The organism is Nocardia sp. NBC_01377 (assembly GCF_045040005.1).
In the GTDB taxonomy this organism is placed as follows: domain Bacteria; phylum Actinomycetota; class Actinomycetes; order Mycobacteriales; family Mycobacteriaceae; genus Nocardia; species Nocardia noduli.
In genome coordinates this window covers 1004754-1023793 of the sequence record NZ_CP109566.1, presented here as the reverse complement: position 1 = coordinate 1023793, position 19040 = coordinate 1004754, and the positions used below count along the sequence as shown (strand labels likewise).

21 protein-coding genes are annotated in these 19040 nt (G+C 67.0%); 11 read left to right on the top strand and 10 right to left on the bottom strand.

All coding sequences use genetic code 11. From position 1 onward, the window contains the following. Window positions 1–47: 47 nt before the first annotated feature. Window positions 48–530 carry a glyoxalase/bleomycin resistance/extradiol dioxygenase family protein gene (locus tag OG225_RS04835; protein ID WP_216911169.1) on the top strand — a complete coding sequence of 161 codons (483 nt, stop codon included), beginning with the start codon at window positions 48–50 and terminating at the stop codon, window positions 528–530. A 17-nt stretch (window positions 531–547) separates the two neighbouring features. Here OG225_RS04835 and uvrB read toward each other — a convergent pair whose 3' ends face one another. Next, window positions 548–2737: an excinuclease ABC subunit UvrB gene (uvrB, locus tag OG225_RS04830; protein WP_405180563.1), complete on the bottom strand. Its 2190-nt coding sequence runs from the start codon at window positions 2735–2737 to the stop codon at window positions 548–550. Between the two features lie 297 nt (window positions 2738–3034). On the opposite strand from uvrB, the gene OG225_RS04825 reads away from it, so the two are divergent. The 5 genes from OG225_RS04825 (at window position 3035) to OG225_RS04805 (ending at window position 5721) form a co-directional block, all read left to right on the top strand. Next, a complete protein-coding gene (locus OG225_RS04825) occupies window positions 3035–3655 on the top strand; it encodes a DUF402 domain-containing protein (RefSeq protein ID WP_405180562.1) in 621 nt (206 codons plus the stop codon). A gap of 69 nt (window positions 3656–3724) precedes the next feature. Continuing rightward, on the top strand, window positions 3725–4249 hold the full coding sequence (locus OG225_RS04820; protein ID WP_405180561.1) for a DUF402 domain-containing protein: 525 nt from the start codon (window positions 3725–3727) through the stop codon (window positions 4247–4249). 93 nt (window positions 4250–4342) lie between these two features. Beyond that, window positions 4343–4681, top strand: coding sequence for an ArsR/SmtB family transcription factor (locus OG225_RS04815; protein WP_405180560.1), 339 nt, complete (start codon window positions 4343–4345; stop codon window positions 4679–4681). Further along, window positions 4678–5169, top strand: coding sequence for a pyridoxamine 5'-phosphate oxidase family protein (locus OG225_RS04810; RefSeq protein WP_405180559.1), 492 nt, complete (start codon window positions 4678–4680; stop codon window positions 5167–5169). Before OG225_RS04815 ends, OG225_RS04810 begins: the two co-directional genes overlap by 4 nt. Before the next feature lie 63 nt (window positions 5170–5232). Then, on the top strand, window positions 5233–5721 hold the full coding sequence (locus OG225_RS04805; protein WP_405180558.1) for an SRPBCC domain-containing protein: 489 nt from the start codon (window positions 5233–5235) through the stop codon (window positions 5719–5721). Here OG225_RS04805 and coaE read toward each other — a convergent pair. Next, window positions 5691–6887: a dephospho-CoA kinase gene (coaE, locus tag OG225_RS04800; protein WP_405180557.1), complete on the bottom strand. Its 1197-nt coding sequence runs from the start codon at window positions 6885–6887 to the stop codon at window positions 5691–5693. The genes OG225_RS04805 and coaE overlap by 31 nt on opposite strands. Before the next feature lie 320 nt (window positions 6888–7207). On the opposite strand from coaE, the gene OG225_RS04795 reads away from it, so the two are divergent. After that, window positions 7208–7420: a hypothetical protein gene (locus tag OG225_RS04795; protein ID WP_157978896.1), complete on the top strand. Its 213-nt coding sequence runs from the start codon at window positions 7208–7210 to the stop codon at window positions 7418–7420. Window positions 7421–7484: 64 nt separating this feature from the next. On the opposite strand, the gene OG225_RS04790 is transcribed toward OG225_RS04795, so the two are convergent. Both OG225_RS04790 and OG225_RS04785 read right to left on the bottom strand, forming a co-directional pair. Next, window positions 7485–9023, bottom strand: coding sequence for a phospholipase C (locus tag OG225_RS04790; RefSeq protein ID WP_405180556.1), 1539 nt, complete (start codon window positions 9021–9023; stop codon window positions 7485–7487). A 148-nt stretch (window positions 9024–9171) separates the two neighbouring features. Next, complete coding sequence (locus tag OG225_RS04785) at window positions 9172–10590, bottom strand: SPFH domain-containing protein (RefSeq protein WP_405180555.1); 1419 nt, start codon at window positions 10588–10590, stop codon at window positions 9172–9174. Window positions 10591–10742: 152 nt separating this feature from the next. Here OG225_RS04785 and OG225_RS04780 point away from each other — a divergent pair, with 152 nt between their 5' ends. Both OG225_RS04780 and OG225_RS04775 read left to right on the top strand, forming a co-directional pair. Continuing rightward, window positions 10743–11285, top strand: a complete 543-nt coding sequence (locus OG225_RS04780) for a pentapeptide repeat-containing protein (RefSeq protein ID WP_405180554.1) — start codon at window positions 10743–10745, stop codon at window positions 11283–11285. Then, entirely contained in the window at window positions 11286–11603 is a 318-nt protein-coding gene (locus OG225_RS04775) for a pentapeptide repeat-containing protein (RefSeq protein WP_405183199.1), read from the top strand. On the opposite strand, the gene OG225_RS04770 is transcribed toward OG225_RS04775, so the two are convergent. Both OG225_RS04770 and OG225_RS04765 read right to left on the bottom strand, forming a co-directional pair. Next, entirely contained in the window at window positions 11588–12418 is an 831-nt protein-coding gene (locus OG225_RS04770; RefSeq protein ID WP_405180553.1) for a GNAT family N-acetyltransferase, read from the bottom strand. The genes OG225_RS04775 and OG225_RS04770 overlap by 16 nt on opposite strands. A gap of 87 nt (window positions 12419–12505) precedes the next feature. Beyond that, window positions 12506–12628 (bottom strand): hypothetical protein, encoded by a 123-nt coding sequence (locus tag OG225_RS04765; RefSeq protein ID WP_405180552.1) that lies wholly within the window; start codon window positions 12626–12628, stop codon window positions 12506–12508. A 192-nt stretch (window positions 12629–12820) separates the two neighbouring features. Between OG225_RS04765 and OG225_RS04760 the strand changes: the two genes are divergently transcribed. Next, window positions 12821–15052 carry an MMPL family transporter gene (locus OG225_RS04760; protein WP_405180551.1) on the top strand — a complete coding sequence of 744 codons (2232 nt, stop codon included), beginning with the start codon at window positions 12821–12823 and terminating at the stop codon, window positions 15050–15052. Here OG225_RS04760 and OG225_RS04755 read toward each other — a convergent pair. Both OG225_RS04755 and rpsA read right to left on the bottom strand, forming a co-directional pair. After that, window positions 15024–15656, bottom strand: a complete 633-nt coding sequence (locus OG225_RS04755) for a TetR/AcrR family transcriptional regulator (protein ID WP_405180550.1) — start codon at window positions 15654–15656, stop codon at window positions 15024–15026. The genes OG225_RS04760 and OG225_RS04755 overlap by 29 nt on opposite strands. 128 nt (window positions 15657–15784) lie before the next feature. Next, a complete protein-coding gene (gene rpsA, locus OG225_RS04750; RefSeq protein WP_109529865.1) occupies window positions 15785–17263 on the bottom strand; it encodes a 30S ribosomal protein S1 in 1479 nt (492 codons plus the stop codon). Window positions 17264–17553: 290 nt separating this feature from the next. On the opposite strand from rpsA, the gene OG225_RS04745 reads away from it, so the two are divergent. Next, a complete protein-coding gene (locus OG225_RS04745) occupies window positions 17554–18405 on the top strand; it encodes a class I SAM-dependent methyltransferase (RefSeq protein ID WP_405180549.1) in 852 nt (283 codons plus the stop codon). A gap of 172 nt (window positions 18406–18577) precedes the next feature. Here the strand turns inward: OG225_RS04745 and OG225_RS04740 are convergent, their stop codons facing one another. Both OG225_RS04740 and OG225_RS04735 read right to left on the bottom strand, forming a co-directional pair. Further along, window positions 18578–18778 (bottom strand): cold shock domain-containing protein, encoded by a 201-nt coding sequence (locus OG225_RS04740; RefSeq protein WP_109529863.1) that lies wholly within the window; start codon window positions 18776–18778, stop codon window positions 18578–18580. An 85-nt stretch (window positions 18779–18863) separates the two neighbouring features. Then, window positions 18864–19040: a hypothetical protein gene (locus tag OG225_RS04735; protein ID WP_216909339.1), complete on the bottom strand. Its 177-nt coding sequence runs from the start codon at window positions 19038–19040 to the stop codon at window positions 18864–18866.

Genomic DNA, 19040 nt, shown 5'->3' with positions numbered 1-19040 from the left:
CGCTTTCTTACAAGACCGCGCCTCGACCGTCGAGCAGAGTTGTCCCCATGAGCGATACAGAGATTTCGACAGTGCGACCCATCCCCGACGGCTACCACTCGATCACCTGTTTCCTCGCTGTCCCCGACGGCAGGAAGGCGATCGAATTCTACGGCGCGGTCTTCGGCGCCGAGGTGATCAGCCGCAACGATATGCCCGACGGCCAACCCGCCCACGCCGAGCTGAAGATCGGCGACTCGATCCTGCAGATGGGTATGCCGATTCCGGACAACGGCGTGCTCGCCCCCAACGGCGAGTGGGTGCACACCTCGATGGTGCACTACTGCCCCGACGTGGACGCCGTCATCGAACGCGCCGTCGCGCACGGCGCGCGCAGCGCGGAACCGCCGCAGACCTTCGTCACCGGTGACCGCTACGGCGTCGTCATCGACCCGTTCGGTCATCGCTGGGCGGTGATGACCAGGGTCGAGGACGTCTCGCGTGAGGAGGCCGAGCGGCGCGTGAACGAATGGATGGCGACGCAGGTGTGATCGGGACCGGCCGGTGCTCAACTGAGCCCGGCCGCGTCCATGCCTCGCAGTTCCTTCTTCAGGTCCGAGATCTCGTCGCGGAGCCTGCCCGCCAGTTCGAACTGCAGTTCCCTGGCCGCGTTCATCATCTGCGCGGTGAGTTCCTTGACCAGGTCGGCGAGTTCGGCGCGCGGCATCGACTTGATGTCGCGCCCCTCGTACACCCCGGCGCTGACCGCACGGCCCGGCTCGCCCTGGGCACGTCTGCCGCGGCTGGCGTTGCGTCCCGATCCGCCGACCGCGACCTCGTCGTCGGCCTCCTGATATACCTGATCGAGGATGTCGGCGATCTTCTTGCGCAGCGGCTGCGGGTCGATGCCCCTCTCGGTGTTGTAGGCGACCTGTTTGGCCCGGCGCCGATCCGTCTCATCGATGGCGTGACGCATCGAGTCGGTGATCTTGTCGGCGTACATGTGCACTTCGCCGGAGACGTTGCGGGCGGCGCGGCCGATGGTCTGGATCAGGCTGGTGCTGCTGCGCAGGAAACCCTCCTTGTCGGCGTCGAGAATCGCCACCAGCGACACCTCCGGCAGGTCGAGACCCTCGCGCAGCAGGTTGATGCCGACCAGGACGTCGTATTCGCCCAACCGCAGCTGGCGGAGCAGTTCCACGCGGCGCAGGGTGTCGATCTCCGAGTGCAGGTACCGCACCCGGACGCCGAGGCCGAGCAGGTAATCGGTGAGATCCTCGGCCATCTTCTTGGTCAGGGTGGTGACCAGGACGCGCTCGTCGCGTTCGGTGCGCGCGCGGATCTCGTGCAGGAGATCGTCGATCTGGCCCTTGGTCGGTTTCACGACCACCTTCGGATCGACCAGGCCGGTCGGGCGGATGACCTGCTCGACCACCTCGCCGCCCGCCTGCCCCAGCTCGTACGGGCCGGGCGTCGCCGACAGATAGACGGTCTGGCCGATGCGGTCGGCGAATTCCTCCCAGGTCAGCGGCCGGTTGTCGACGGCGGACGGCAGGCGGAAGCCGAAATCGACCAGATTCCGCTTCCGCGACATATCGCCCTCGTACATGCCGCCGATCTGCGGGACCGTGACATGGGATTCGTCGATGACGAGCAGGAAATCCTCGGGGAAATAGTCGATCAGCGTGGCGGGCGCCGTCCCGGGCCCGCGGCCGTCGATATGGCGCGAATAGTTCTCGATGCCGGAACAGAAACCGACCTGGCGGATCATCTCCAGGTCGTACTGGGTGCGCATCCGCAGGCGTTGCGCTTCGAGCAGTTTGCCCTGCCGTTCCAGTTCGGTCAGCCGCTCCTCCAACTCCCGCTCGATATCGCCGACCGCGCGTTCCATGCGCTCCTGGCCCGCGACGTAGTGGGTGGCGGGGAAGATGCGCAGCGTGTCCACCTGACGCACCACGTCGCCGGTGAGCGGGTGCAGGTAGTACAGCGCCTCGATCTCGTCACCGAAGAATTCGATGCGCACCGCGAGTTCCTCGTAGGACGGGATGATCTCGACGGTGTCGCCGCGCACCCGGAACGAGCCGCGCACGAAGGACATGTCGTTGCGGGTGTACTGCACGTCGACCAGCAGCCGCAGCAGCGCGTCGCGGTCGATCTCGGCGCCGACCTCGAGTTGCACGGACCGGTCCAGATAGGACTGCGGTGTGCCCAGGCCGTAGATGCACGACACCGAGGCGACCACGACCACGTCACGCCGCGAGAGCAGACTCGATGTCGCCGAGTGACGCAGCCGCTCCACGTCGTCGTTGATCGAGCTGTCCTTCTCGATATAGGTATCGGTCTGGGCGATGTACGCCTCGGGTTGGTAGTAGTCGTAGTACGAGACGAAATACTCGACGGCGTTGTTGGGCAACATCTCCCGCAACTCGTTGGCCAACTGCGCGGCCAGCGTCTTGTTCGGCGCCATCAACAACGTCGGTCGCTGCAATTTCTCGATCAGCCACGCGGTGGTCGCCGATTTACCCGTACCGGTCGCGCCGAGCAGGACCACATCGCGCTCCCCCGCCTCGATCCTGCGCTGCAACTCGGCGATGGCGGTGGGCTGATCACCCGCGGGCTTGTGGTCGCTGACGACCTGGAAGCGGCCGTCGGCACGCTCGATCACACCGACCGGACGGAACTCCGAATGCGCGAGCGGCGTCTCACCGTGGGCCCGGTCCTCGTAGCCCTCGGCCGGAATCTCGGTTGCGAATGCCATGTTCACCAGCGTAGGCGGACCCACCGACAGATTTCCCGGCATGTGCGCACCGCCGCAGTGCCCGTGTGGTCCCGACCACGGGGAATCGGCCGACGGCACCGGAGTCGGGCCATACCCGCGACCGGCTGCCGGGAACGAGAGACGACTCACAGCGACGACGACGCGCCCCGCATGGTACGCCGCGAAACATACCGGGCGGCAACTCTATTCGGGCCGCGACCGGATATTTCCGCACCGCACGCCGAGACCGTGCCGGGTGTAGCCTGATTGTTTACCGGACCTGCCGAAGGACTCGCCATGAGTGTTCTGGTTCCCCTGCTCGTCGCCGCACCGACGATGTCCGGAATAGCCGGCTATATGGCCCGTGATCTGCGGCGCGGCAGCGCCGAGCCGGCGCAGGCGCCACCGGGGAACCCGGTCCGCAGACCGCTCGTCGAATATTTCGACCTCGCGGACCTGACCTGCACCGACAGCAGGGGCTACATCACCTCGGTCGACCGCTGCCATCGGGAATCGTGGGGGTTGTACATCTCGCGCGCCGCCGACCGGCCCGAACGCCGTCACACCGAAACCTGGCTGCTGCCCGATCTCGGGATCAGGGCGACCAGGGAGCACACCCGCCCGGCCCGGTTCGGCAAACACGACTATCGGCTCGATATCGGCGAATTCTCCGAGGTCACGCCGAAACGATGGCGGGCGACCGACCTCTACCTCGACGTCGTCGTACGTCAGGGCAGGCCCGCCGAATTGCACGGCGCCGAGCAACTGCTCGCGGCGCACGCGGCCGGTTTCCTCGACGCCGCGGGGGCCCGGCGGGCCTTCGACCGGGCCACGAAGGTCGTGGACGGATGCGCGTCGCACGAGCACGACCTCGAGCAGTGGCTCGCCTCGGAGGGCATCGTGCTGACCTGGATGTAGCCATCTCCACCGCCCGGCCGAGCCCTGTCCGACTCGACGCCGGGCGGTACACCGGTAGATTCTGAGGACATGACGCAGGCACCAACAGTGGACGTGCACCGGCCCAAGGTCGAGTACTTCGATCTCGAGAGCCTGACCAATACCGACCCCAAGGGGTTCGTCCGGGCGGTCGAGCAGTACCACGTGGAATCGTGGGGCCTGTACATGGCACGGACCGCCGATCATCCGCAGTTCCACTACATCGAATCGTGGCTGCTGCCCGATCTGGGGCTGCGGGTGTCGATCTTCCACTACCACCCCGAACATCAGCGCGATCAGGACTACTACCTCGATATCGGCGAGTTCACCCGGGTGACCGACGAACGCTGGACCTCGGTGGACCACTACCTCGACATCGTGGTCCGCACCGGACGCGACACCGAATTGCTCGATGTGGACGAATTGCTGGCCGCCCACACCGCGGGACTGCTCGGAGCGGCCGAATCCCAGGCCGCGATCGAACGTGCCGCCACCGCGATCGACGGCATCGCGGCCAACGGCTATTCGCTGGAGCGCTGGACGGAATCGCTCGGCATCACGCTGACCTGGAAGTAGTTCTCCACCTCGTTCGGCCACCCTTGACAACCCGTTCCGTCGGATGCAGCATTTAACCATCCAGTTAATTAGCTAGGTGGTTAAATACAAGCCATGACGGGCGACGAACTCAGCAGAACCTTCGCGGCACTCGCGGATCCGACCAGGCGGGCGATCCTCGCGAGTCTGGCCGAGGGCCAGGCCACCGTGACCGAACTCGCGGAACCGTTCGCGATGAGCCTGCCCGCCATCTCCAAACATCTGAAGGTCCTCGAACGCGCCGGACTCATCACCCGAGGGCAACACGCGCAGTGGCGCCCGTGCCGGTTGGAGGCAGCGCCGCTGGGCACGGCCACCGACTGGCTGGACCGATACCGGCAGTTCTGGGACGGCCGCTTCGACCGCCTGGACGAACATCTGCGCCGCATACAGCACAAGGAGAGCGACCGATGACCGCATCGACCGAACTGCCCCAGGGCGATATCCGCCTGTTGGAGACCGATACCGCGCGGCGCCTGCTCGCGGCGAATCTGCCCGCCCGCCTGGCCTTCACCGCCGCCGACGGCACCCCGAGAGTACTGCCGATCAATTTCTGGTGGAACGGGTCGGAATTGATCATGGCCGGTTTCGCGCCGTCGAAGAAAGCGCGAATGCTGCGCAGGCACCCCGATGTCGCGATCACGATCGACACCGAATCCGCACCACCGGAAGTTCTGCTGATACGCGGCCGGGCGGAAATTCACGAAATCGACGGATTGGCACCGGAGTACGCGCTGGCGATGAACAAGGGCGGCGGCGAGGGCGCCGCCGAACGGCTCGAATTCCTGCGCGCGATGGCGCCTCGCATGGAACGAATCGTCGTGCGCCCCACCTGGGTCGGCGTCATGGATTTCCGGAATCGCTTCCCCTCCGGCGCCCCCGACTGGATGAAGGGCGCGTAGCGCCGCACCTCACAGCCCCACACCGAATGCACGAATCCACCATGCCGAGAGGACTTTTCGATTATGAGCGACCGAGAATTCACCATAGTCCGTACCTTCGACGCGCCCCGCGAGCTGGTGTTCGAGTCCTGGCTCGATCCCGACCAACTGGTGCTGTGGGCCGGTCCGCACGGGTTCTCGACACCGCGCGACACCATCGTCGTCGAGCCGCGCGTCGGTGGCCGCTACGACTCGGTCATGGTCTCCGACACCGACGGCGCCCGCTATCCGAGCGCGGGCGTGTTCCGCGAGATCGTCGCACCGGAACGCCTGGTCTTCACCTGGGGTGATCCGACAGGTGACGGCAGCGCGGACAGCGAATCCGTCGCCACGGTGACCTTCGCCGAAACCGAGGCGAACAAGACCACGATGACCTTCCACCTGCTCGCCCCCGGACCACTCGCCCCGGAGGACGGCGCGCGAGAGGGCTGGGACCAGAGCCTGGACCGACTGGTCGCGCTGCTGCGACAGCGCGCGGTCACTCAGTCCGCCGCGCCGCGAATCCGCTCGTAGACGTCGTCGAACCACGGCTCCTTCACCGCGTAGTACGCCTCGGCCGCGGCCTCTCCGGAGCTGTCGGCCGCCGCCGCTTCGGCCTTCCGCTTCACGGTGAGGTATTCCGACCGCAGGTCGGCGTCGGCGCGCAGCCGGTCACGCAATGCCAGGGCGAACTCCGCCCCCGGTGATCCTTCGACGCGAAGATGGACGTTGGCGGGTCGTCCCGGATCGGCGCTGCCGTGCACGCGCTTGGCCCAGAGCGCGGTATCGGTGCCCGCGGGATCGGCCCCGGTCGGCTTCGGGTTGTCGTGCGCCAGGTGCGATTTGACCGGAAAACCCGCGGCTCCCAGCGCATCTCGCAATCCATCGGCGGCCGTGAGATCCGCGACGGTGATCTGGATGTCGATGACATCCTTGGCGGGCAGATCCGGTACGGCGGTCGATCCGATGTGGTCGATCCGGATCGCGGCCGACCCGCAGGCCGCCGCCAGCCGGGCGATCAGCCGCTGCGCCTGGGCCGCCCATTCCGGATCGGCGGGAACCAGCCGCAGTTCCCGCGCCGCGACCGTTCCGGCACGCAGATTACGTTCGAACGGCACCAGTCGCCGCTCCCACAGCCGATGCACCACCGGCTCGATCGCACCGGGCTCGCCGCTGTTGTCGAGCAGCACATCGGCGACGGCGTGACGCTGTTCATCGGTGGCCTGTGCCGAAATCCTGGCCCGCGCATCGGCTTCGGGAACCCCCCGGAATTCGACGAGTCGGCGAATTCGAGTTTCCGCGTCGACGTCGACCACCAATACCAGATGGAGATACGGCGCCATTCCGCTCTCGACCAGCAGCGGAATATCCTGCACCAGAATCGCGTCGGATTCCGCCGCGTCGATCAATTCCTTCGTGCGCTTTCCGACCAGGGGATGAGTTATCGAATTCAGCTTCTTCCTGGATTCTTCGTCGGCGAATGCGCGGGCCGCGAGCGCGGGCCGATCCAGGCTGCCGTCCGCCGCCAGGATCTCCGGTCCGAACGCCTGCGCCAACGCCGCGAGGCCCTCGGTGCCGGGCGCGACGACCTCGCGCGCGATGGCGTCGGCATCGATGACCACCGCGCCCCGTTCGGCCAGGATCCGCGCCACCGTCGACTTACCCGCTCCCATGCCTCCGGTGAGGCCGATCCGCAACATGCCCACAGTCTCGCATTCGCGATTCCCCGCACCGCCGACCACCCGCGTGCCGACGCCGTCCCGCGGTGACGCGAGTGGCGCGCTCCGAAGCGCGTGATTACCCATCGCGGATCCCGAATTCACCTCCACTCGCCGGTTTTGCCCGATCCGTGATGACGCCGAGACCGATTCGCAACATTTCCGCCCGGCCCCCGCACCCGCGCGTCGAACTTCCGACACGCCGAGGCAATTACTCGCGCAAAATACTCTGCGGCGCCCTTTTTGTCGGCTAATCTTCGCCGTGGCGATCCAGGCCAGAACCAGCTAGCAAAGGAAACTCATTGGGCACCAGAATCAACCAGTCGGGTCGCCACCGCCTGGGAATGGCGGGAGGCGTGCACTGCATCCAGATCCCCGCTGTCGCGGCCGCGCTCGCCGAGCACCGCCGCTCATGGTTCACCGCTTTGATCAGTCCGGCACGGCACAGTTTCGCGGCCATGCGAAAACGTCCAGCTTTCGCATCCGTGCGCTGGGTTCCCGCCACCGCCGGCTGACCTCTCCTTCGGGCAGTGGCCCCACCCGCTTCGGGTCGGGCCACTGTCGCATGTCCGGGATGTGTCATACCAGCCCACTCGGGCTCCGACGCGCACCCGGCCGCTGCTCCGGCATCGCGTTGGGCGGAACCGGGTAGGGGATGCCGAGATTCGCGGTGCCGAGCGCGACATTGGGACCGCATTGCGCCGCGGCCGCGCCGATTCGCGGTCCGGGATCGGTCAGTACCGGGGACGTCGGATCCGGCGCGGTACCGAAGTCGAAAGCCGATGTCATATCCCCCGTGACACCACGTCGCCACGCCGTCAGATTCGGCACCTCGACACCGAACCTGGTTTCGAGCAAACGTAACTGCGAGGTGTGGTCGAACGTCTCCGAGGCGACGAGTCCGCCGCGACTGTAGGGCGAGATGACAAGGCCGGGAACGCGATAGCCCAGTCCGATCGGCCCCGCGATACCCGCCGACGACGACACCCGATCCAAGGGAACCGTCAGGAACTCCCCCGGTGTTCCCGGTGGCGCGGTCGGCGGGGCGACGTGGTCGAAGAAGCCGCCGTTCTCGTCATAGCTCACGATGAGCGCGGTCTTCTCCCATACCGCCGGATTCGAGGTGAGGATGTCGAGCAGCTGGACGATGCCGAAAGCGCCGAACGCGGCGGGCAGCGCGGGATGTTCGCAGGTGAGCACCGACGGAACCACCCAGGAGACGGCGGGCAGCCGGTCGGCGGCGACGTCGGCCTGGAAATCGTTCGGGTACGTCGGGGCTGTCCCGCGCCGCGCGAGTTCCGAATTCGGGTCCGAGGACTGGGTGAAACAGCCGATCATCCCGTCCAGCAGCACCGAGGCGAGCGGACCGAAGTCGCGATTGTTGTAGATCTTCCAGTCCACGCCCGCCTCGGACAGGTTCTCCGGGTAGGTCCGCCAGCTGTAGGCATGACGCGGGAGCAGCAGCGGCGTTTCGACCAGCGGACCGCCCGCGGCGCCGTCGGGGTCGACGGTCGCGCCGATCCAGTACAGCCGGTTCGGGTCGGTGGGGCCCAGGACCGAGCAGTGGTAGTTGTCGCACAGGGTGAACGCGTCCGCGAGTTCGTGATGGATCGGAATATCTTCTCGCAGGTGATACCCCATGGCGGCGGGAGCGTTGGCCGGTCCGACGCTGTCGATCGACATCGGCATCCACCGGTCGTTCGCGCCACCGTTCCACGCCCGGTGCATGCCACCCCAGCTGTGGTCGGGATCGTTGACGCATTCGCCGTCCAGCGTGGGCCCGCGCGTGGTGTCGAGACGGAACGGATTCACGAAACCGTCCGGGGCGGGACCGATTCCGGGCGTCCACCCGTACTGCCGCCAGGCGGTGGACGCCTCGCCGAAACCGCGCACGCCGGAGAACGCTCCGAAATAGTGGTCGAAGGAACGGTTCTCCTGCATCAGCAGGACGAAATGCTCGATATCGCCCAGCCCGCCCTGCCCCGCAGGATCGGCCGCATGGGCGCGTTCGATGATCGGATTCGCCCACGAGGCCAATGCACCCACCGCACCGGCCGCCATCGCCTTCGTCAGGAAGCGCCTACGGTCGAGACCGCCGAACGGACCCGATGCGCCCATGTTCGATCAACCCTTCTGCCGGAATGTCCTAGCCAGGTTCACGATCGGCGCAGACCCTACCCGACGCGCGGCGCGGCGCTACCACCGCCACCTGCGGCGCAGCGGCGGACGGACGGCGTCGGCTCGCCCTCGGCGGAAGGCGACCGCGTCAGGAGGAAAGCCGGTCGCGCGTCTCCCCCTGGCCGTCCGTCGCGGTCCATGCCTTCAGCAGACCGGAGATCTGGGCGAGCAGGGGTGCCAGGCCGGACAGGTCGCCACCGAGTTGGTAGGTCTTGAGCTCGGCGGGGGCGGGGAGCTGCGACACGATCTGCGGCAGGTTGTCGATCAGTCTGGCCTGGATATTGGCGCTGTTCTGCTCGTTGGCGGTGCTGACGCGGACCCGATCTCGTTCCAGGTCCAGCAGTTCTCCTTCGTGCGCGGCGCGGCGGCGAGCGGCGGCGAGCGACAGTTCGCCGTCCAGTTCCTCGCGGCGCAATTCCTGACGCCCGCGCAGGTTCTCGGCCTGTTCGGCGTGCTGCTCGCGCTCGAGGCGCAGCGCGTGCAGCGCCGTCTCGGCGGCCAGATCGGCGACGGTGCGCTGATCGTCGTGTTCGCGGGTGGTGCGGCGCAGCTGTTCCGCGGTCTCCCTGTCGAAACGGGACGCCTCGTGTCCGGCCCGCAGATCGGCGAGTTCGCGTTCGTTCTCGATGCGCCGTTCCTCCGCCGTGCGGTGCGCGGCGGTTTCCCGCGCCGAGATCACCTCCTGCGCGGACAGTTCCGCGAGGCGGGCGATCTGGTTCTGTTCGCTGCGATAGGGCTTCTGCAAGTTCTCCCACAGCGTCGACGAGCTCACCACCGCCTCTTTGATCTGCACGGTGACGATCCGCAGCCCCAGCCCGTGATCGCCGCGTCCGTCGGCCGCGTCCGCCGCGCCCTCGGCGACCGCGCGCAGCCGTGCGGTCAGCTCCTCGATGATGGGCTGCTTATCGCTGAGCACGTCACGCACGCCCATCGTGGAGACCTTGTCCTTGATCGCGGCCTCGGCCTGTTCGCGCAGCTGGATGTTGACCAGCCGCATGGGATCCTCGGCGTCGGAGAAATCCAGTTTTCGGTAGGCGGTGCCGAAATCCTCGATGATCCACTGCACATATCCCTGGACGAGGACGCCCTGTAGTTCGCTGCATATGCAGTAGGCGTTGATCAGAATCGTCTGCATCGCGCCGGGCACGACGAGATAGGAATCGGTGGCCGGATTGAACCGGAAGGACACACCCAATCCGATGTGCAGCGGTTCGCCGCGGCCCCGACGGGTATGCACGACAAAGGCATTCGGCGGAACCAGGACGGTGCGCCGACGCCAGAATCCGGTGACCCTGACCTCGACCGGACCGGGGCCCGAGCCCGGTGTGCTCGGGCCGATCGCCTCGGCCCGCTTCGCCATCGCGCCGCGCGGTGCCGGTGCGCCGGGTGGCGGCGGCATCGAGGCCGCGGCCGGTGCGGGTTTGCGCGTGCGCAGATCGTCCTCCAGCGCGGCCTGTTGCGCCACGACCTGGTCGAGGTAGGAGTTCTTACCCGAATTGGAGCCCATGCCGGTGGAGACTACCGGCGAATCCCGCACGCGCGAATCTTTGTGCTGTCGGTCCATATTCGAGCCCGATCCGCGCCGCACGTCCCGGGAACCACCACGATCCTCCAGCGGGGGATCACGTCGACTCGAAACGACCGATCTATGGTGTGCGGGTGGTCGATACCGGGGATCCGACGAAGCGAGATCCGAGCGGGACGGATCTGTCCGGCCACGATCTCCGCGGCGAGGATTTCGGCGGCGCGAACCTCGACGGCGCGAGACTGGCGGGCGCGAACCTCGAATACGCGACCCTGGACGACGCGAGCCTCATCGGCGCGGACCTGACCGGAGCCGTTCTCGCCGACGCCGACATGCGAAACGCCGATCTGCGACACGCGAAACTCCACCGTGCCGATCTGGACCTCGCGACCCTGAACGGTTCGAACCTCAACGACGCCGACCTGAGTCACGCGAAATTACTCCGTATGAGCGCGACGGGCACGCGATTCCGAGGCTCGAACCTGAACTACGCGGACCTGCGCGGCGCCGACCTGACGGAGGCGATTCTGAGCGGCGCGAGCCTGGTCGAAGCCGACCTCGAACACACGATCATGACCGACGCCGTGCTGGACAGCGCCGACCTGAGCGGCGCGAACATCTACGGCACCGTGATGGTGTCGGCGAGATCGACCGGCGCGACACTGAATGCCGCCTGACTGGACGAGGCAAGCCTACGAGGCGCGGACCTCACGGGCGCGAGTCTTCGAGACGCGCGGCTCTATCTCGTCGATCTCACCGACGCCGACCTCACCGACGCGGACCTGGCAACAACCGAGTTGGATCGAGTCGTGCTCAGTGGTGCGCGGCTGATCCGGACCGCACTGCCCCCGATCTCGTCCATGGCTCGGGTGTCCTGGACGGAGAGCACCGATTGGAACGGGTGCCGGGACGAGATCTTCCGAAGGTCGATCAGGTTGGGAGAGCACAAATTCCTCCTGAATCCCGACGGTCGTGACGGTCAGCCGAACGCGTAGTGGGCGAAATCGCAGACGAGTTCGAACCCGATGGCGCAATAGATCTTGTTCGATGTCGGATTGTCGGCCGCCGCGAACAGACACGCGCCGAGCCCTTCCGTGCCGATAATGCGGGCCACGTGCGCCGTGAGGATCGAGGCGTAACCGTTACCGCGTTCACCGGGAGGCGTGTAGACCGGGCCGATACGGGACCAGCCGTGCGCCGGCGCCTGATGCGCGGCCAGACCGACCGGGCGGCCGTCGCGTTCCCACAACCACCAGCGCCCGGTCGCGATCCGACGGCGCAGGGCGGCCGTATTTCCGCCGCCGGGACCGATACCCGATTCGTCGTGCATCGCCCACAGCCATTCCGCGCACAGCGCCAGATCCGCGTCCGTGGCGCACCGCGCGGATCCCGGCACATCGGGAAACCGCAGCGGGCCCGATCGGTACAGGTGGTTGACGAACGCGAGCCGGGACGGCACCCCCGAGATCCGCGTCCACCGCCGCGCGAATGCCGCCGCGACGTCGGCCACGCCTTCCACACCGCCGGCTTGTGGCGCGACGCGCACCAGAGCCTCGACGACCGCGTCCAGACTCGCGGCCTGCAATTCCCCCAGGAAGATCTCGCGACCGGCGACCTTGATCGCGAAACCGACCGTTGTCGCGTCGTCGTGCGCCGAGAGGAAGACCGACGGCTCGGAGGCGGTGTCGAGCCCGGAACGGCGGTTGGCGACGGCCGTGGCGATGACGGTGTGCCGCAACGGATCACGACGGAGCATGCCGTCGATGCGATCCGCGAACACGCCGACGTCGTCGGTGATCTCGACCTTCAAGGACTCCCCCTGGATCACGACCGCCCCCGGCCTCCGAATCCGTTGCGCACCGCGGATTCTCGCGCGCGCACTCCCGATCGCACCATATCAGTCGCGGTCGCCGTCGTGGTCGCCGTCGTGGTCACGGTCACGGTCACGGTCGCGGTCGCGGTCGCGGTCACGGTCGCTGCCGCTGCCGCTGCCGCTGCCGCTGCCGCTGCGACGATCCATCGGGACAGCCGGTGCTCAGGTCTCGGATGCCGCACGGAATCGAATCCGGCGCGACGGCATACCTGGGCGCGAACGACGCGGTACCACGCGGTACCGATCCACCCGGGCATTGCCCTTGCGTCTCACTCGCCGGAGTTCCTAGACTGAGGAAAATCTGATAGTGACTTTCAGGTAGGGATTCCGGGAGGGCCGATGACAACGCACGCCACCGTGGAACGATCACAACCGGCGACTCGACCGGGGGCGGTCGGCCGGTGGGGTGAGTTCATGGCCCGCCATCGCCGGATCGTGCTCGGCGGCTGGGTGCTGCTGGTCCTGCTCTGCGGCGCCGGCTACCAGGCACTGCACGATCGCCTCGGCGCGCCCGACTACACGGTGCCCGGATCCGGCTCGAACCGCGTCGAACAGCTTGCCGCCGAATATTTCTCGCAGCTGGGCGCGGAACAGGACGTGATCGTCTTCCATTCCGACCGATACCGCGCCGACGCACCCGAATTCCGGGCCGCCGTCGATTCCGCCGTCGCCACCACACGCGCGACCGAGGGCGTCGCCGGGGTGGTCGGGCCCTTCGACGGGATCCCCTCGATCCAGATCTCCGAGGACAGGCATACGGCCTTCGGCATCGTCGGCCTGAACGGGTCGATGGCCGAGCGGGTCGACGTGGCGATCCGTGTGCAATCCGCGCTGGGCTCCGAACCGGGCATCGGCGATGGCGAGATCGAAGCGTCGATCACCGGCTACGCGCCGATCCAGGCGGATCTGATGGCGATCGAGACCGCCGACATGCAGCGCGCCGAGGGGATCGGCCTGCCGGTCGCGGCGGCGGTGCTGGTTCTCGCGTTGGGCGCGGCGGTCGCCGCCACGATCCCGATCACGGTCACCGTCGCCGGAATCGCGGTCGGTGTCGGCGTCCTGTTCGGACTCACCACCTTCCTCACCTTCGATTCGCTGATGCTCTCGGTGGCGACCATGATCGCCACCGGCACCGCCATCGACTACGCGATGTTCATCGTCAGCAGGTTCAACGAGGAATCGACCCGCCGCGACATCAGGGATCGCAGGGCGCGAGCCGATATCGAGGCCGCGATCGGCGTCGCCCTCGACACCACCGGCCGCACGGTGCTGGCGTCGGGGATCATCGTCATGATCTCGCTGTGCTCGCTCGCGGTGGTCGGGTTGCCGATGCTCACCGGAATCGCGATCGGCGTGGTCACCGCGGTCGTCGCCACGCTCGCCGCCGCGTTCACGCTACTGCCCGCCCTTCTCGCCGTACTCGGGCCCGCGATCAATCGCGGCGCACTGCCCGCACGGCTGCGACCGGCCGAGACCCGTTCGGCGACAGCGTCGAACAACTGGGCGCGGTGGGCGCGCCTGGTGATGGGCAGACCGGTGCTGTTCGGCGCGCTCGGCGTCGGCACGTTGCTGTTGGCCGCGTTCCCGATCACCGGTATCCAGTACGGCGTCGACATGGGGATCGGCTCGCTCGGGGAACGGCCGAGCGGCCGGGCCACCACCCTCGTCGAGGACAATTTCGGGCCGGGACTGCTCGGACCGATCACTCTCGTCGCGACCGGTCCCGACGAGGGCCCACTCACCGCGTCGGCCTCGACCGGTGTCGCGGCGTTCGTCGACGGCCTCTCCGCGGACGAACGGGTCGTCCGGGTCATCCCGCAACAGGCGAACGGGCGCGTGCTGGCCACCGTCGTGCCACGCGACACCTTCGACTCGACCGCCGTCGCCGAACTGACCGCCGATATCCGTGCCGAGGCCGATGGGGTCACCGGCGCGCAGATCCACATCGGCGGCACCTCGGCCGCCTTCGCCGACGTCTCCGAACGCATCACCGATCGACTGTTCCTGGTGATCGGGCTGGTGCTGACGGTCTCGCTGGCCTTCCTCGTGTTCGCGTTCCGCAGTATCGTGCTGGCGTTCAAGGCGATTCTGCTGAATCTGCTGGCTACCGGTGCGGCACTGGGAATCACGGTCGCGGTCTTCCAGCACGGCATCGGCGAATCGTTGCTCGGCTTCGAGAGCACCGGATTCCTCCAGGTCTATCTGCCGATGCTGGTCTTCGCCGTATTGTTCGGCCTGTCCATGGATTACGAGGTGTTCCTGATCCGGCGGATGAAGGAGGCGTGGGATCGCAATCCGGACAACGCCGTCGCCGTCGCCGAGGGATTGCAGCGCACCGCCCGGCCCATCACGGCCGCCGCGGCGATCATGGTCGCGGTGTTCGCCAGTTTCGTCACCGCGGATGTGCTGGAACTCCAGCAGATCGGATTCGCGCTCGCGGTGGCGATCGCGCTCGACGCGCTGATCGTGCGCCTGGTGCTGGTGCCCGCGTTCATGCAGATGTTCGGGCGTTGGAATTGGTGGTTGCCGCGATTCGGTTCCGCTAGAGAAGAATCCGTTCGATCGCACTGAGGACGGCGTCGACCGCGTCGGTGTAGACCTCACGCAGCGGGCGAACGAAATCCGCTGTCGTCCAATGATTCAGCGCGGCGATGATCCCCCAGACACCGGTCGCCGCCGCGACGCGCAGCCGCAGATCGTTGGGATCTCCGCCGGTGCGCTCGGCGAACAACGCGACGATCCGTGATTCCAGATCCCGCATCTGCCGGTTCTGCGCGTCGGCGATCTCCGGAATGGTCGTCACGTACCGCATCCGCCTGCGCAGCCGCAGTTCGGTCTCGCGCGTCAGCATCGATTCGATCAGCATCGGCGCCAGTAGCCTGGCGGCCGCGATCAGGTCCGCGGGCGGCATGGGTTCGCCACCGCCGCTGTCCCTGATCGCCTCGAGAATCCGCAGATCGTGTTCGTCGTAGAGGACCAGCATCTCCTTGACACCGAAATACCGGTACACCGAACTGGCCGACACCCCGGCCGCGCTCGCGATCCGCTCGACCGTCACCGCCCGGTAGCCGTACTCCTCGAACAGATCCAGTGCCACCGCCTGGATACGGCTCATCGCCTCGCGCTTCCTGCGCTCCCACACGCCCGCCGAGGACTCCACGCTGACATCGGACATCGCAGCTCAGGGTACCCGCCCGACATGCGGAAGCGGTCTCGATCGCGAGCGAGGAAAGGGGCCGGGACGCGGGGAAGGCCCCGGTCCGTGTGGACCGGGGCCTTCCGCCGTGGTGTCTACTACTCGAATCAGGCGTTGCCGGAGAGCTTCTCCCGCAGGGCCGCGAGCTGGGCGTCGCTGGCCAGCGAACCGCCGGCGGACTCGGCCGGGCTGGAGGAGGACGACGACTGCGCGCCGCCACCGCTCTCGGAGGAGTAGTTGGACGAACCGCCGCCGTTCGCGGCCTCGGCCGCGGCGTCGGCCGCCATCTTCTCCATCTGCGCGGTGTGCATCTTGTGACGACGCTCCGCCTCGGCGTAACGGCCTTCCCACTCTTCGCGCTGCTTGTCGAAGCCGTCCAACCATTCGTTGGTGTCGGGATCGAAGCCCTCGGGGAAGATGTAGTTGCCCTGGTCGTCGTAGCTGTCGGCCATGCCGTACTTCGACGGGTCGAACTCGGCGTGGTAGTCCTCGTTCGCCTGCTTCAGCGACAGCGAGATCCGACGACGCTCGAGGTCGATGTCGATGACCTTGACCATCGCGTCGTCACCGACGGCGACGACCTGGTCCGGAACCTCGACGTGGCGCTCGGCCAGCTCGGAGATGTGCACCAGGCCCTCGATGCCCTCTTCGACGCGCACGAACGCACCGAACGGAACCAGCTTGGTGACCTTGCCCGGAACGATCTGACCGATCGCGTGGGTGCGGGCGAACTGACGCCACGGATCTTCCTGGGTCGCCTTGAGCGACAGCGAAACCCGCTCGCGATCCAGATCGACGTCGAGAACCTCGACGGTGACCTCGTTGCCGACCTCGACGACCTCGGAGGGGTGGTCGATGTGCTTCCAGGACAGCTCGGAGACGTGCACCAGGCCGTCCACGCCGCCCAGATCGACGAAGGCGCCGAAGTTGACGATCGAGGAGACCACACCCTTGCGGACCTGGCCCTTCTGCAGCTGGTGCAGGAACTCGGAGCGCACCTCGGACTGGGTCTGCTCGAGCCACGCGCGGCGGGACAGGACCACGTTGTTGCGGTTCTTGTCCAGCTCGATGATCTTGGCCTCGATCTCCTTGCCGACGTACGGCTGGAGGTCGCGGACACGACGCATCTCGACGAGCGACGCCGGGAGGAAGCCGCGCAAACCGATGTCCAGGATCAGGCCGCCCTTGACGACCTCGATGACGGTGCCCTTGACGGCCTCGTCCTTCTCCTTGAGCTCCTCGATCGTGCCCCACGCGCGCTCGTACTGCGCCCGTTTCTTCGACAGGATCAGGCGGCCTTCCTTGTCCTCCTTGGTGAGGACGAGGGCCTCCACCTCATCACCCACGGAAACGACCTCATTCGGGTCGACATCGTGTTTGATGGAGAGTTCGCGGGAGGGGATGACGCCTTCGGTCTTGTAACCGATGTCGAGCAGGACCTCGTCGCGATCGACCTTGACGATGGTTCCCTCAACGATGTCGCCGTCGTTGAAGTACTTGATCGTGGCATCGATGGCGGCGAGGAAGTCCTCGGCGGAGCCGATGTCGTTGACGGCTACCTGCGGCGAGGTGACGGTGGTGGGCATGTGTCGGTTTGCTCCGGACGGATTGTGGTCGGTTGCGGACATTGGAACTTTCGGTACGCTGCGAGATCACCGCGACGATGCGACGACGGACACTGAGGAACGTACCGCACTCACCAACTGTGAAACTCAGCACGGGCCCCCTGTTACTCACTACACTGTAGCCGTCGGTGGATCGTCACCTTCGACTACATCGGTACGCCAGTACAGAAGGCACTCGCTGGTTCAGCGTACGCGACCTTGGTCGGCACGGGCAAACCGGTCCGCACGCCACGCCGGGATAAGGTTTCAGCGTGTCGGAAGATCGCCATGCGCAAGCAAACGCACTGCTGGGAACCACCGGAACCGCGCGCACACGAATCGGTTCCGCCGCCAGTCAGCACGCCAGTCGCCGGTGGTGGGACGCCGACGCGATCCAGTACCACGAGACCCACGCCGACTTCCTCGGCGTCGACTCCCCCGGTGGCGAGTTCGTCTGGTGTCCGGAGGGTCTGCACGAGGGCGATATGCGCCTGCTCGGCGATATCGAGGGTAAGCGGATCCTGGAGATCGGGTGCGGTTCGGCGCCCTGTTCGCGCTGGCTGGCCGGACACGGCGGACTGCCGGTCGGCCTGGACCTGTCGCGGGGAATGCTGGAGCGCGGACTCGCGGCGATGGCGCGCGGCGGACCGACGGTGCCGCTGGTCCAGGCGGGCGCCGAGGATCTGCCCTTCGCCGACGCCAGTTTCGACCTCGCCTGTTCGGCCTTCGGCGCCATTCCGTTCGTCGCCGATTCCGCGCGGGTGATGCGCGAGGTGGCCAGGGTGCTCCGCCCCGGCGGACGCTGGGTGTTCTCGGTGAACCACCCGCTGCGCTGGATCTTCCCCGACGATCCGGGCAGGGCCGGGCTGACCGCGGCCATCCCGTACTTCGACCGCACCCCGTATGTGGAGGTGGACGCGGACGGCACACCGACCTACGTCGAACACCATCGCACGATCGGTGATCGGGTCAGGGAACTCGTCGCCGCCGGCCTCGTCGTCGAGGACATCGTCGAACCCGACTGGCCGGAATGGCTCGACCGGGAATGGGGGCAGTGGAGTCCGCTGCGCGGCGAGATCTTCCCGGGAACCGCCATCTTCGTCAGCGCCAAACCGGCGAGCTGACGGCATCCGCCCCGATCACACAGCCGGGCGGGTGTTTGCCGGTGGATTACTACCGAGGCCGACCCGATCGAGGACAGGCGATCGATGATCAGGTTGCGGCCTCGTTCGCCGAATGCGATGCCAGGACCCGGCAGGCGCTGCTGTCACGAGTCCGTGGCATCGACCGACGAGATCAGAGCAGGCGGACGTTATCGGCCTGCGGACCCTTCGGGCCCTGCGTCACCTCGAATTCCACGCGCTGTTCATCATCGAGGCTGCGGAAACCGCTGCCACCGATGGCGCTGAAATGGACGAACACATCCGCGCTTCCGTCGTCAGGGGCGATGAAGCCGAAGCCCTTGTCCGCGTTGAACCATTTGACAGTGCCTTGCATCGCTCGCTCCTGAAGTAGGGGATTGCTGGTGGATCGCTGTACATCCTGCCCGCTCCCACCCCGGAAACGCGGTATTTGGCCGCGTTCATGTCGCGGTGTCATCGCCCCTGCGTCTCGGTGGACGTCCCGCCTGTTCGAGCGCGAGGCGTAACGCGAATTCGATCTGGGCGTTGATGCTGCGCAAGTCGTCGGCCGCCCACTTGGCCATGGCCTCGTGGACGGCCGGGTCGAGACGGAGCAGTAGCTTCTTGCGTTCGACCAT

Coding starts and splice junctions, on each gene's coding strand:
- OG225_RS04835 (WP_216911169.1), top strand. CDS start 48: ATGAGCGATACAGAGATTTCGACAGTGCGACCCATCCCCGACGGCTAC.
- uvrB (WP_405180563.1), bottom strand. CDS start 2,737: ATGGCATTCGCAACCGAGATTCCGGCCGAGGGCTACGAGGACCGGGCC.
- OG225_RS04825 (WP_405180562.1), top strand. CDS start 3,035: ATGAGTGTTCTGGTTCCCCTGCTCGTCGCCGCACCGACGATGTCCGGA.
- OG225_RS04820 (WP_405180561.1), top strand. CDS start 3,725: ATGACGCAGGCACCAACAGTGGACGTGCACCGGCCCAAGGTCGAGTAC.
- OG225_RS04815 (WP_405180560.1), top strand. CDS start 4,343: ATGACGGGCGACGAACTCAGCAGAACCTTCGCGGCACTCGCGGATCCG.
- OG225_RS04810 (WP_405180559.1), top strand. CDS start 4,678: ATGACCGCATCGACCGAACTGCCCCAGGGCGATATCCGCCTGTTGGAG.
- OG225_RS04805 (WP_405180558.1), top strand. CDS start 5,233: ATGAGCGACCGAGAATTCACCATAGTCCGTACCTTCGACGCGCCCCGC.
- coaE (WP_405180557.1), bottom strand. CDS start 6,887: ATGTTGCGGATCGGCCTCACCGGAGGCATGGGAGCGGGTAAGTCGACG.
- OG225_RS04790 (WP_405180556.1), bottom strand. CDS start 9,023: ATGGGCGCATCGGGTCCGTTCGGCGGTCTCGACCGTAGGCGCTTCCTG.
- OG225_RS04785 (WP_405180555.1), bottom strand. CDS start 10,590: ATGGGCTCCAATTCGGGTAAGAACTCCTACCTCGACCAGGTCGTGGCG.
- OG225_RS04765 (WP_405180552.1), bottom strand. CDS start 12,628: ATGGATCGTCGCAGCGGCAGCGGCAGCGGCAGCGGCAGCGGCAGCGAC.
- OG225_RS04760 (WP_405180551.1), top strand. CDS start 12,821: ATGACAACGCACGCCACCGTGGAACGATCACAACCGGCGACTCGACCG.
- OG225_RS04755 (WP_405180550.1), bottom strand. CDS start 15,656: ATGTCCGATGTCAGCGTGGAGTCCTCGGCGGGCGTGTGGGAGCGCAGG.
- rpsA (WP_109529865.1), bottom strand. CDS start 17,263: ATGCCCACCACCGTCACCTCGCCGCAGGTAGCCGTCAACGACATCGGC.
- OG225_RS04740 (WP_109529863.1), bottom strand. CDS start 18,778: ATGCAAGGCACTGTCAAATGGTTCAACGCGGACAAGGGCTTCGGCTTC.
- OG225_RS04735 (WP_216909339.1), bottom strand. CDS start 19,040: ATGGTCGAACGCAAGAAGCTACTGCTCCGTCTCGACCCGGCCGTCCAC.